The following is a 12110-nucleotide window of genomic DNA, read 5'->3' as shown; positions in this document are numbered from 1 at the left end:
GGGACCTCCATGAACGCGCCCGTGGCCGTCAGGACCGTGGGGGCCTCGACGTCCGTACGGGTCCGGCCCGCCGGGTACGCCGTCGTGAAGGCCGGGCCGCGCGGCCGGTTCCTGCTGCACCGCAGGGCGTCCGTCGTGGCGGCGGCCCTGCTCGTCCTCCTCGCCGCCGTCTGCGTCGCCTACCTCTGCGTCGGGGAGAGCTTCGTCGCGCCCGGCGAGGTCGTGAGGGTGATCCTCGGGCAGCCGTCGTCGGCCGAGCTGGTCGTGGGCACGCTGCGGCTGCCGCGCATGGTCGTCGGGCTGCTGGTCGGCGCCGCGTTCGGGGTCGCCGGGGCGCTGATCCAGACGGTCGCCCGCAACCCGCTGGCCAGCCCGGACATCATCGGCATCAGCCAGGGCGCGAGCGCGCTCACGGTCGGCGCGATGACCTTCGGCATCACCTCGTACACGGTCCTGCCCTACCTCTCCGTCATCGGCGGAGTGGCCGCGGCGGCGCTCGTCTACGTCTTCGCCTGGCGCGGCGGCCTGCACGCCACCCGCTTCGTCCTCATCGGCATCGGCTTCGCCGTCGCGCTGCGGTCGGTGACCACGCTGTTCCTGACCAAGGGCGACTACCTCGTCGCCCAGCAGGCGCAGATCTGGATGACCGGTTCGCTCAACGGGCGGGGCTGGTCGGAGGCCGCCCCGATCGGCTGGACGCTGCTGGTGCTGCTGCCCGCCATCGCCTGGGCGGCCCGCGCCCAGCGCACCGTCACGATGGACGACGACACCGCGACCGGCCTCGGCGTACGTCTGGGGCGCGTACGGCTCGGACTCGTCGCCCTCGGCGTGGTCCTGGCGTCCGTGGCGACGGGCACGGCGGGCCCGGTGGACTTCGTGGCGCTGCTCGCCCCGCAGATCGCCCGCCGGATGACCCGGACCGCGCAGATCCCGCTGCTGTCCTCGGCGCTGCTGGGCGCGGTGATCGTCGTCCTCGGCGATCTGCTGGCCCGCAGGCTGTTCTCCCCCACCGAACTGCCGGTGGGCGTCCTCACGGCGGCGGTCGGCGCCCCGTATCTGATCTGGCTGATCATCCGCGGTCACCGTAGCCGCAGTGGAGGCACCGCATGAGCCCGACGACCGACGCAGCGCAGCCGGGCTCCCGCCTGGCCGCCCGCTCCCTCACCCTCGCGTACGAGGACCGCACCGTGGTCCACGAGTTGGACCTCACCGTGCCCGATGGGCAGGTCACCGTCATCGTCGGCCCGAACGCCTGCGGCAAGTCCACCACCCTGCGGGCGCTCGGCCGGCTGCTGAGGCCGCGCGGCGGGGCGGTCCTGCTGGACGGTACGGAGCTGGCGCGGATACCGACGAAGCAGATCGCCCGGTCCATCGGACTGCTCCCGCAGACCCCGGTGGCGCCCGAGGCGATCACCGTCTCCGACCTGGTCGCGCGGGGCCGCCAGCCGCACCAGAGCTGGTGGCAGCAGTGGTCGGACGAGGACGAGCGGGCGGTGGCCGACGCCATGTCCCGTACGGATGTGACGGAGCTGGCCGACCGGGCGGTGGACGAGCTGTCGGGCGGTCAGCGTCAGCGGGTGTGGATCGCGATGGCGCTGGCCCAGGACACGGACCTGCTGCTCCTCGACGAGCCGACGACGTATCTGGACATCGCCCACCAGGTGGAAGTCCTCGACCTGGTACGCCAGTTGGCGGCCCCCGCCGCGGACGGCGCCCGGGGCCGCACGGTCGTCACCGTGCTGCACGACCTCAACCAGGCCGCCCGGTACGCGGACCGTCTGGTCGCCATGAAGGAGGGCCGGATCGTGGCGGAGGGCGCACCCGGGGACATCGTCACCGCCGAACTCGTCCGCGAGGTCTTCGGCCTGGAGGCGGTGATCGTCCCGGACCCAGTGACGGGCTCGCCGCTCGTCGTCCCGGGCGCTCCGTGGACCCCTTCGTCGCCCTCCCCCTCCGTCTCCGCACCGACCCCCGGAAAGGTCCTGTGACCATGACCCCGCGCAGCTTCCGCCCCCGTGCCCTGTCCGCCGTGTCCCTGGCGACCGTCGCCGCGCTGACCCTGGCCGCCTGCGGCTCGTCCGACGACTCCGGCTCCGACGCCGCGTCCGGCTCCGATACCACCCGTACGGTGAAGACGGCGATGGGCGACGTGAAGGTCGAGAAGGCCCCGCAGCGGGTGGTCGTCCTGGACACCGCCGAACTGGACTCGGCCCTCACCCTCGGGGTGAAGCCGGTCGGCGCGACCCACGCGGACGTGGCGTCGGGCTTCCTCGGCTACCTGCCGAAGGACCAGGTCGCGGGAATCGAGGACGTCGGCCGGATGATGACCCCGAACCTGGAGGCCATCGCCGCTCTGAAGCCCGACCTCATCCTCACGAGCAAGATCCGGCACGGCGACAAGTACGACGAGCTGTCCAAAATCGCGCCGACGGTGATGACGGAGAACACCGGTTACCCCTGGAAGGAGAACTTCCAGGTCCACGCGGAGGCCCTCGGCAAGGAGGCCGAGGCGAAGATGGTCGCGGACGGGTACGCGGACCACGTGGCGGACGTGACGAAGGCGCTCGGCGGCAAGGAGAGGGTCGCCGCGACCGAGGTCAGCATGGTCCGCTTCGTCGAGGGTGCGGACATCCGTATCTACGGCAGGAAGAACTACATCGCGACGATCCTGGCCGATGTGGGGCTGGGCCGCCCCGCGATCACCGACAAGGCCGAGGACGGCTTCTCCTACGACGTCAGCCCCGAGAGGATCGACCTCGCGGACGCGGACGTGGTCTTCCACTCGACGTACGGCGACCCGAAGAAGGCCAAGGAGACGGAGACCACGGGCAGCGGCCTGTGGAAGAACATGGACGCGGTGAAGAACGGCAAGGTCTTCGCGGTCGACGACCAGCTGTGGATCCAGGGCATCGGCTACACGGCGGCCGACAAGATCCTCGGCGAACTCCACAAGAGCCTGACGAAGTAGCCGTCTTCCCCGGCCGAGAGCCGGGGGCCCGGCTCTCACCCCGTACGCCTCCGCGCCCGCCACACCAGGTAGAGCGCGGAGGCGACGGCGGCGACCCGGACGACCACCGGCCAGGTTTCCAGCAGGACGTCCCGCATCGCGCCCTCGCGGATCGGCTCGCCCCAGCGCCCCTCCATCCGCCCCCACACCCACACCAGGGCCCCGGCCGCCACGACGCCCGGGAGGCCGAGCGCCGCCCACTTCGCCTCCGTACGGGAGAGGGTGCGCGAGCTGTAAGCGATCAGCCAGCCGCCCGCCAGCGGCAGCCAGGAACCGGTGACCACGCCGGCGATGAGCAGGACGGCGGCCAGGAGCAGCAGCGGGTGGGCGAAGCCGCCGCGGGGGCCGGGGGCGGCGACCGCGGGTTCGGCGACGACGGCAGCGGGCTTGCGGCGGCGGAGCTTCACGAGGCGCAGGGCGCGGCGGCGGGCGGCGGTGCCTTCGGCATCCCCGGCCCTGCCGTCGCCCGCGCCCTCCGGGCTGCCTGCCCCGTCCTCCTCCTCGCCCTTCGCCCCCTTCTTGTCCCGGTCGACGGGGACCGGCCGCCTGCCGAGCAGTTCCGGGGCCTCGATGCCACCGAAGAACCCGGGGACGGCGGTCCCCTCGTCGAAGGGCCCCGGCTCCAGGCGCCACCAGTCGGTCGCGTCGTCCGCGCCTCCCTGCTGGTCCTGGCCGAGCATGTGCGGGGCGGAGGGGTCGGGCCAGGCGCGGACGGGGACGTCGTCCGGGGCGTGGACGTCGTCGGGGGCGGGCCCGGGACGAGGCACGGCGGCGGCACCGTCAGCAGGGACGGCTCCCGCCCCACCGGCCTCATCCGCACGCCCCTCCGGCTCGCGGCGCGACGCGCCCCGCCCGAAACCGGCTTTCGGCATCCGTGGAGCCGTGGCCTCCCGCCCCTCGTCCGCGGGGGGACCGGCCTCCCCCGGCTCCTTCCGCAGCAGCCCGCTCCGGGGCCGGGGCAGTCCCCGCCGCCGCGGCTCCCCGCTGCCCGCACCGGCCCCGGCGGACGGCAGCGGGGCCGGGCCGTCGGCGGACCGCGCCGCCGCGGCGACCAGTTCGTCCGGGCTGCCGAGCCTGCCGATGATGCGCCGCACGGCCGCCGGGGAGTCCGCGCCCTCCGTGGTGCGTCGGCGGTCGATCTCACCCCGCAGCGTCGAGACGAGCCGCATCCGGGCCCCCGACGGGAGCTGTTGCTGCTGAGCCAGGTCGCCGACCCGGCTCAGGTAGTCGTACACGAGCTGGTCGCTCTCGATCCCCACGCGGCGCATCCCCTCTACCCGGCCCTGCCCCGACGGTAGCGTTCCAGCGGCTACCGTGGGACGGATGGGGACGACCACACCACCGCGCACGCTCGCCGAAGCCCTGCGCGCCCGGGGCGACGAATCGCTGGCCGGGCTGCTGCGTGCCCGCCCCGACCTCCTCAATCCGGTGCCGAACGACATCACGCAGCTCGCCACCCGGGCCGGTACCCGGGCGTCGGTCGTCCGCGCGCTGGAGCACCTGGACCGGTTCGCGCTGCAGACCGCCGAGGCGCTGGCGGTGGCCCCGGACCCGGCACCGTACGAGACTCTGCTCTCCCTGCTCACCGGCGACGGCCTTGACGACGGCGAGCAGCGCGACGACGTGGGCGCGGCGATCACCGCCGCGCTGCCGGGCGCGCTGGTGACGCTGCGCGAACAGGCCCTGGTCTGGGGCGGGGACGACCGGCTGCGGCTGGTGCGCACCGCCCGCGAACTGCTCGCCCCGTCGCCGCAGCACCCCTCCCCCACGGGCCTGGGCCCCACGGTCGCGGAGGCGACGGCGGGCATGTCGCCGGGCCGCCTCCAGGAGATCCTGGCGGCGGCGGGCCTGCCCGCGACGCACGACCCGGTCTCGGCGGTGGCCGCGCTGTCCGCCCTGTTCACGGATCGGACGCGGATGGCGGAACTGCTGGACACGGCTCCGGTGGAGGCGCTGTCGGTGCTGGACCGGCTGGTGTGGGGCCCGCCCTACGGGGAGGTCACGCCCAACCCCACTCCTCCCGTCAAGTGGCTGCGCGACCGGGGCCTGTTGCTGCCGGTGTCGACGCGCACGGTGGTCCTGCCGCGCGAGGCGGCGCTCCATCTCCGGGCCGGGCGCGCGCACCGCGTGCCGGAACCGGTCCCCCCGGCCGTCGCGGCGGCGGCCGAACGGGATCCACAGGCTGTGGACAGGGCGGCGGCGGGTCAGGCGTTCACGGCGCTGTCCACGGTCGAGGAGCTGCTGAAGCTCTGGGACGGCGGCGGCCCCACGATCCTGCGGGCGGGCGGCCTGAGCGTACGGGAGCTGAAGCGCGCCGCGACCTCGCTGGACGTGACCGAGCCCGTCGCCGCGTTCTGGATCGAACTGGCCTACGGGGCGGGGCTGCTGGCCTCCGACGGGGAGACCGACGAGCGGTACGCGCCGACGCCCGCGTCCGACGAGTGGCGCGACCTGTCCGCCGAGGACCGCTGGACGCATCTGGCCACCGCCTGGCTCGCCGCCACCCGGACCCCGGGCCTGGTCGGCGGCCAGGACGCCAAGGGGCGGGCCCTGTCCGCGCTCGGCCCGGAGCTGGACCGCTCGGCCGCCCCCGACGTGCGCCGCCGGGTACTGGCCCTGTTCGCCGAACTCCCGCCGGGCACCGCGCCGGAGCCCGAGTCGCTGCTGCGACGGCTGCGCTGGGAGCGCCCGTTGCGCGGTTCGGCGCCGACGTCGGAGGGCTCGGACCTCCGCTCCCGCCTGGCCCTGTGGACACTCAACGAGGCGGAGCTGCTGGGCATCACGGGCCGGGGCGCGCTGTCCGCACAGGCCCGCGCCCTCCTGAACGAGGGCGAGGAGACGGCGGCGGCCCTCCTGGCGCCGCTCCTCCCCGAGCCCCTGGACCACGTCCTGCTCCAGGCGGACCTGACGGCGGTGGCCCCGGGCCCCTTGGAACGCCCGCTGGCGGACACGCTCTCCGTCCTGGCCGACGTGGAGTCGAAGGGCGGGGCGACGGTGTACCGCTTCACGCCCGGCTCCGTCCGCCGCGCCCTGGACGCCGGGCAGGCGGCGGCCGACCTGCACGCGTTCCTGGCCGCACACAGCCGTACGCCGGTACCGCAGCCGCTGAGCTACCTCATCGACGACGTGGCCCGCCGCCACGGGCACCTGCGGATCGGGGCGGCGTCCGCGTACGTGCGCTGCGACGACGAGGCGGTCCTCAACGAGATCCTGGCCGACCGCCGCTCCACGGGCCTGCGCCTGCGCCGGCTGGCCCCCACGGTCCTGGCCGCCCAGTCCGATCCCGGCTCCCTCCTCGAAGCCCTGCGCGACATGGGCTACGCACCGGCCGCCGAATCCGCCGAGGGCGACGTCCTGATCACCCGGGCCGGCGCCCGCCGCACCCCGCCCCGCACCCCTCCCGTCCCGGTCCCCGAAGGCCCCCCGGTCCCGGACGACACCCTCCTGGGCGCGGCGGTCCGGGCCATCCGCGCGGGCGACACGGCCGCCACGGTGGCCCGCAAGGAGCCACCGGAGGGCACGCCGTCGACCGGCCCCTCCGGCGCCCTCCCCCGCACCACCCCCGCCGAGACCCTGGCCACGGTCCAGGCGGCCGCGATGACGGGCTCCACGGTCTGGATCGGCTACGTCAACGCGGACGGCGCGGCCAGCCAACGCGTGATCGCCCCGGTCCGCGTGGAGGGCGGCTTCGTCACGGCCTACGACCACACGGCCGACGAGGTCCGCACCTACCCGCTGCACCGGATCACGGGGGTGGCGGAGCTGGCGGAGGAGGGGTAGGGGCGGCCGCTTCTCGTCTGCGGGCGTACCCGTCTGCGATGCTGCGGGCATGTCCACAGCCCGCCCCGCCACCGGCCCGGTGTCACCCGAGCCGGTGTCGCCGCACCCGCCCGCCGCCCCGATGCCGCCCCTGCTCACGCAGTCCTGGCTGGATCTGGCGTTCCTGCACTGGGCGGTCGACCCGGCGGACGTCGCGCCGCTGTTGCCGCCGGGGACGGTGCCGGACACGTTCGACGGGGCGACGACGTACGTGGGGCTCGTGGCGTTCCGGATGTACCGGGTGGGGGTGCTCGGGCTGCCGGGGATTCCGTACCTGGGGACCTTTCCCGAGACCAACGTCCGGCTGTACTCCGTCGACGGACGCGGTCGGCGTGCTGTCGTCTTCCGGTCCCTCGACGCCTCCCGGCTCGTCCCGGTCCTCGTGGCGCGGGCCGCGGTCCGGTTGCCGTACGTGTGGTCCCGGATGGGCATCGAGCGGTCCGGCGGCACCGTCACGTACACGAGCAGGCGCCGGTGGCCCGGTCCGCGCGGGGCGGGGAGCAGGATCGTGCTCCGGCCCGGTGACGCGATCGCCGAACCCACACCGCTGGAGCACTTCCTGACCGCCCGCTGGGCCCTGCACACCGCGTTCTTCGGGCGGACCGCCCACCTCCCCAACGTCCATCCCCGGTGGCCGCTCCACCGGGCGGAGCTGCTGGAGTGCGACGAGGACCTGGTCGCGGCGGGCGGACTGCCCGCACCCGTCGGGGAGCCGATGAGCGTGCTGTATTCCCCGGGGGTGCCGGTGCGGTTCGGGCCGCAGCGGCGGGCCCGTCCCGGCGGGAGCCAGGCGTGATCGCCCGCGCATGATGCACACTGGACGTTTGGCCGCAGCCGTGGCCGTACCCCGCAGAAAGGGCCGAAGCGCGTGACCGGACCCCTCATCGTCCAGAGCGACAAGACGCTGCTCCTCGAAGTCGACCACGACCAGGCGGACGCCTGCCGTCGTGCCATCGCGCCGTTCGCGGAGCTGGAGCGTGCGCCCGAGCACATCCACACGTACCGGGTCACCCCGCTCGGGCTGTGGAACGCCCGCGCCGCCGGGCACGACGCCGAGCAGGTCGTCGACGCGCTCGTCGAGTACTCCCGGTATCCCGTGCCGCACGCGCTCCTGGTCGACATCGCCGAGACGATGGCGCGGTACGGGCGGCTCACCCTCTCCAAGCACCCCGTGCACGGGCTCGTGCTTACCACCACCGACCGGCCCGTGCTGGAGGAGATCCTCCGGTCGAAGAAGGTCCAGCCGCTGGTCGGGGCCCGGATCGACCCGGACACCGTGGCCGTGCACCCCTCCGAGCGCGGGCAGGTCAAGCAGACGCTGCTCAAGCTCGGGTGGCCTGCCGAGGACCTCGCCGGTTACGTCGACGGGGAGGCCCATCCGATCGAGCTGGCCGAGGACGGCTGGGCGCTGCGGCCCTACCAGAAGCAGGCCGTGGAGGGCTTCTGGCACGGTGGGTCGGGGGTTGTGGTGCTCCCCTGCGGGGCCGGGAAGACCCTCGTCGGGGCCGGTGCCATGGCCCAGGCCAAGGCCACCACGCTGATCCTCGTCACCAACACCGTCTCCGCCCGCCAGTGGAAGCACGAACTGGTGAAGCGGACCTCCCTCACCGAGGACGAGATCGGCGAGTACAGCGGGACCCGCAAGGAGATCCGGCCGGTCACCATCGCCACCTACCAGGTGCTGACCACCCGGCGGAAGGGCGTCTACCCGCACCTGGAGCTCTTCGACTCCCGTGACTGGGGGCTCGTCGTCTACGACGAGGTGCACCTGCTGCCCGCCCCCGTCTTCAAGTTCACCGCCGACCTCCAGGCCCGGCGGCGGCTGGGTCTGACCGCGACGCTCGTGCGGGAGGACGGGCGGGAGTCCGACGTGTTCTCTCTCATCGGGCCCAAGCGGTTCGACGCGCCCTGGAAGGAGATCGAGGCGCAGGGCTACATCGCGCCCGCCGACTGCGTCGAGGTCCGCGTCAACCTCACCGACTCCGAGCGGCTCGCCTACGCGACCGCCGAGACGGAGGAGAAGTACCGGTTCTGCGCCACCACCGCCACCAAGCGGAAGGTGACCGAGGCGCTGGTGCGCAAGCACCGCGGCGAGCAGACGCTCGTCATCGGGCAGTACATCGACCAGCTGGATGAGCTGGGCGAACACCTGGACGCGCCCGTCATCAAGGGGGAGACGAGCAACGCCCAGCGCGAGAAGCTCTTCGACGCGTTCCGGAACGGGGAGATCAGCGTCCTCGTCGTCTCCAAGGTCGCCAACTTCTCCATCGACCTGCCCGAGGCCACCGTCGCCATCCAGGTCTCCGGCACCTTCGGTTCACGCCAGGAGGAGGCCCAGCGGCTGGGCCGCGTCCTGCGGCCGAAGGCCGACGGGCACGAGGCCCGGTTCTACTCGGTCGTCGCCCGCGACACCATCGACCAGGACTTCGCGGCGCACCGCCAGCGCTTCCTGGCCGAGCAGGGGTACGCGTACCGCATCGTCGACGCGGACGAGCTCCTCGCCGGGAGCTGAGGGACCGAGAAGGCCGCGGCGGGCCCTCAGCGGGCCCGCCGCACGCCCGCCTCTTCCGCGTACTCCCCCAGGACGGCGACGCCGAACGCCGTCGTCACGAACACCTTCACGGCGCGCAGCGCGTCGCCGACGCGGTGGGGTCGGTGGTCACCGGTCGCCGCGGTCGCGCCGTGCGCGGGGCCGGTCGTGCGTGGGTTCAGGGTGGCTGTGCTCATGTATCCATGGTGCTCCCGTCACCCGTTCGGGCGCGTCGGCCCGCAGACGGAAGCCGGTGAGCGGGCGGGTAGGTCTGCGGTGCCATGCCGGGGCCCGGCATCCCCTACGGGTACCCCTTGGACCCGCTCCCCCGGGCGGAGCCCGTGCGGACGGCGGAGCCCGTCGCCGGCCGGGCCCGTACGCCGGCGGAACCCTGTAATTCGTTTCGACCGTGCGCCGCCCTGTGGCTACAATCGCCGGTCTGCCCGCCTCCCGCACCGTGGTACCGGCCTTTCGCTGCCGGCAGCCGGGGGAGCGCCGTCGGCCGGACGGAAACCGGCCGGCACCCACGCGAACCAACCTTCCGAGCGGACCGCCCTGCTCCGGCCCACGCCGGTCGCGGCGCGCGGCCCGCCGTCCTGCGTTGAAGAGCCGGAGGCAACACCGTGCCCGCGCACGTAGCTGAGAGCGATCCCACCCCCGACCCCACCGGCGGCACCGACCCCCTGGCGCACGAACGTGCCCATCTCGCCGCGTCCCGCGCCGCCCTGCGCGGGATGCGCGAGGACGTCCAGGCCCTCGATATCCGCGATGTCACCGCGAACTGGGTCAACGCCGCCGTGCTCCAGGCCCAGATCGACGACCGCATCAAGGCGCTCGCCGATCTCTCGCACACCCCGCTGTTCTTCGGCCGCCTCGACTATCTGCACGCCGTCGGCGGCGAACTGGCCGAGGGCGCGGACGGCGAACGGTTCTACATCGGCCGCCGCCACGTCCACGACGCCGCCGGTGACCCGATGGTCATCGACTGGCGCGCCCCGGTCTCCCAGCCGTACTACCAGGCGTCCCGCGCCGACCCCCAGGACGTGGGGCTGCGCCGCCGCTTCGGCTACACGGGCGGTGAGCTGACCGCGTACGAGGACGAGCACCTCACCGATCCGGCGGAGGCAGAGCACACCAGCCGGCTCCTCCAGGCCGAGATCGAGCGGCCCCGCGTCGGGCCGATGCGCGACATCGTCGCCACCATCCAGCCCGAGCAGGACGAGATCGTCCGCAGCGGCCTCGGCGGCACCGTCTGCGTGCAGGGCGGGCCCGGCACCGGGAAGACCGCCGTCGGCCTGCACCGGGTGGCGTACCTGCTGTACGCGCACCGCGAGCGGCTCGCCCGTACCGGCACCCTCGTCATCGGGCCGAACCGTTCCTTCCTCCACTACATCGAGCAGGTGCTGCCGGCCCTCGGCGAGCTGGAGGTGAAGCAGGCCACCGTCGACGATCTGGTGCGCACCGGTGTCGAGGTGCGGGGCGAGGACGAGGCGGCCACCGCCGTGGTCAAGGGCGACGCCCGCATGGCCGAGGTGCTGCGGCGGGCCGTCCGCTCGCATGTGACCGCTCCCACCGAGCCCGTCGTCGTGGTGCGCGGCTCCCGGCGCTGGCGGGTGCCCGCGTACGAGATCCAGCAGATGGTCGACGAGCTGCTGGCCCGCGACATGCGGTACGGGGCCGCGCACGAGGCGCTGCCGCAGCGGATCGCGCACGCCGTCCTCGTACGGATGGAGGAGGCCGGGGAGGCCCCCGACGACCGGGTGCAGAACGCCGTGGCCCGGAATCCCGCGGTCAAGGCGGCCGTCAAGGCGGTCTGGCCCGCCGTGGACCCGGCGAAGGTCGTGCTGCGGCTGCTGTCCGACGCGGAGTTCCTGGCCGCGAACGCGGAGGGGGTGCTGAGCGAGGAGGAGCAGAAGCGGCTGCTGTGGGCGAAGCCCGCCCGCAGTGTGAAGTCCGCGAAGTGGTCGGCGGCCGACGCCGTGCTGATCGACGAGGCCGGTGACCTCGTCGCCCGTACGCACTCGCTCGGCCATGTCGTGCTCGACGAGGCGCAGGACCTGTCCCCCATGCAGTACCGGGCGGTGGGGCGGCGCTGCTCGACCGGCTCGGCCACCGTCCTCGGCGACCTCGCGCAGGGGACGACCCCGTGGTCCACGGAGAGCTGGGGCGAGGCGCTGTTCCACCTGGGCAAGGCGGACGCGGTGGTGGAGGAACTGACGGCGGGGTTCCGCGTGCCGCGCGAGGTCATCGCGTACGCCTCCCGGCTGCTGCCCGCGATCTCGCCGGGGCTGGCGGCGGTGGAGTCGGTGCGGGAGTCGCCGGGCTCCTTGGCCGTGCGGGAGGTGGCGTCGGCGGATGAGCTGGACGCGGCCGTCGTCGCCGCCTGCGAGGAGTCGCTGCGCCACGAGGGGTCGATCGGGCTGATCGCGGCCGACGCCCGCGTCCCGGTGCTGGGGGCGGCGCTGGAGGCGGCGGGCCATGCGTATCTCTCGCCCGGTGAGGAGACCACCGCCGCGTCCCGGCTGACGCTGGTGCCCGCGTCGCTGGCGAAGGGCCTGGAGTACGACTACGTGGTGCTGGACGAGCCGGCGGCCGTGGTGGACGGCGAGCCGGACGAGCGGACCGGGCTGCGGCGGCTGTACGTGGCGCTGACCCGTGCGGTGTCGGGGCTGACCGTGCTGCACTCGGCCCCGTTGCCGGAGGTGCTGGTTCAGGATCAGGCGTAGACCCGGGGGGGGCGGGATGCGGAGGGCG

Annotated in this window: 9 protein-coding genes; 7 read left to right on the top strand and 2 right to left on the bottom strand. The window is 74.1% G+C overall.

The genetic code is table 11. From position 1 onward, the window contains the following. Window positions 1–9: 9 nt before the first annotated feature. From RNL97_RS18545 to RNL97_RS18535, 3 genes are read left to right on the top strand one after another with little or no spacing between them, the layout of a single operon-like run. Window positions 10–1110, top strand: a complete 1101-nt coding sequence (locus RNL97_RS18545; protein ID WP_050500184.1) for a FecCD family ABC transporter permease — start codon at window positions 10–12, stop codon at window positions 1108–1110. Further along, entirely contained in the window at window positions 1107–1988 is an 882-nt protein-coding gene (locus RNL97_RS18540) for an ABC transporter ATP-binding protein (protein ID WP_030591176.1), read from the top strand. Before RNL97_RS18545 ends, RNL97_RS18540 begins: the two co-directional genes overlap by 4 nt. A 2-nt stretch (window positions 1989–1990) precedes the next feature. Beyond that, entirely contained in the window at window positions 1991–2968 is a 978-nt protein-coding gene (locus tag RNL97_RS18535; protein ID WP_030591174.1) for an ABC transporter substrate-binding protein, read from the top strand. Between the two features lie 35 nt (window positions 2969–3003). Here the strand turns inward: RNL97_RS18535 and RNL97_RS18530 are convergent, their stop codons facing one another. Then, window positions 3004–4275 (bottom strand): hypothetical protein, encoded by a 1272-nt coding sequence (locus RNL97_RS18530; RefSeq protein ID WP_313750962.1) that lies wholly within the window; start codon window positions 4273–4275, stop codon window positions 3004–3006. 55 nt (window positions 4276–4330) lie between these two features. Between RNL97_RS18530 and RNL97_RS18525 the strand changes: the two genes are divergently transcribed. From RNL97_RS18525 to RNL97_RS18515, 3 genes are all read left to right on the top strand, one after another. Then, window positions 4331–6787: a helicase C-terminal domain-containing protein gene (locus RNL97_RS18525; RefSeq protein ID WP_030591167.1), complete on the top strand. Its 2457-nt coding sequence runs from the start codon at window positions 4331–4333 to the stop codon at window positions 6785–6787. 49 nt (window positions 6788–6836) lie between these two features. Then, window positions 6837–7622 carry a YqjF family protein gene (locus tag RNL97_RS18520; RefSeq protein ID WP_030591164.1) on the top strand — a complete coding sequence of 262 codons (786 nt, stop codon included), beginning with the start codon at window positions 6837–6839 and terminating at the stop codon, window positions 7620–7622. A gap of 72 nt (window positions 7623–7694) precedes the next feature. Further along, on the top strand, window positions 7695–9338 hold the full coding sequence (locus tag RNL97_RS18515) for a DNA repair helicase XPB (protein ID WP_030591160.1): 1644 nt from the start codon (window positions 7695–7697) through the stop codon (window positions 9336–9338). Between the two features lie 26 nt (window positions 9339–9364). Here the strand turns inward: RNL97_RS18515 and RNL97_RS18510 are convergent, their stop codons facing one another. Further along, complete coding sequence (locus tag RNL97_RS18510; RefSeq protein ID WP_030591159.1) at window positions 9365–9553, bottom strand: hypothetical protein; 189 nt, start codon at window positions 9551–9553, stop codon at window positions 9365–9367. Between the two features lie 426 nt (window positions 9554–9979). Here RNL97_RS18510 and RNL97_RS18505 point away from each other — a divergent pair, with 426 nt between their 5' ends. Beyond that, a complete protein-coding gene (locus RNL97_RS18505; RefSeq protein ID WP_243314676.1) occupies window positions 9980–12082 on the top strand; it encodes a HelD family protein in 2103 nt (700 codons plus the stop codon). Window positions 12083–12110 lie beyond the last annotated feature (28 nt).

This window comes from Streptomyces parvus, assembly GCF_032121415.1.
Taxonomy (GTDB): domain Bacteria; phylum Actinomycetota; class Actinomycetes; order Streptomycetales; family Streptomycetaceae; genus Streptomyces; species Streptomyces globisporus_A.
This window is presented reverse-complemented; position numbering and strand designations above follow the sequence as displayed.

Bases quoted from the DNA above. Each gene is read 5' to 3' on its own strand.
- RNL97_RS18545 (WP_050500184.1), top strand. From the start codon at position 10: ATGAACGCGCCCGTGGCCGTCAGGACCGTGGGGGCCTCGACGTCCGTA.
- RNL97_RS18540 (WP_030591176.1), top strand. From the start codon at position 1,107: ATGAGCCCGACGACCGACGCAGCGCAGCCGGGCTCCCGCCTGGCCGCC.
- RNL97_RS18535 (WP_030591174.1), top strand. From the start codon at position 1,991: ATGACCCCGCGCAGCTTCCGCCCCCGTGCCCTGTCCGCCGTGTCCCTG.
- RNL97_RS18530 (WP_313750962.1), bottom strand. From the start codon at position 4,275: ATGCGCCGCGTGGGGATCGAGAGCGACCAGCTCGTGTACGACTACCTG.
- RNL97_RS18525 (WP_030591167.1), top strand. From the start codon at position 4,331: ATGGGGACGACCACACCACCGCGCACGCTCGCCGAAGCCCTGCGCGCC.
- RNL97_RS18520 (WP_030591164.1), top strand. From the start codon at position 6,837: ATGTCCACAGCCCGCCCCGCCACCGGCCCGGTGTCACCCGAGCCGGTG.
- RNL97_RS18510 (WP_030591159.1), bottom strand. From the start codon at position 9,553: ATGAGCACAGCCACCCTGAACCCACGCACGACCGGCCCCGCGCACGGC.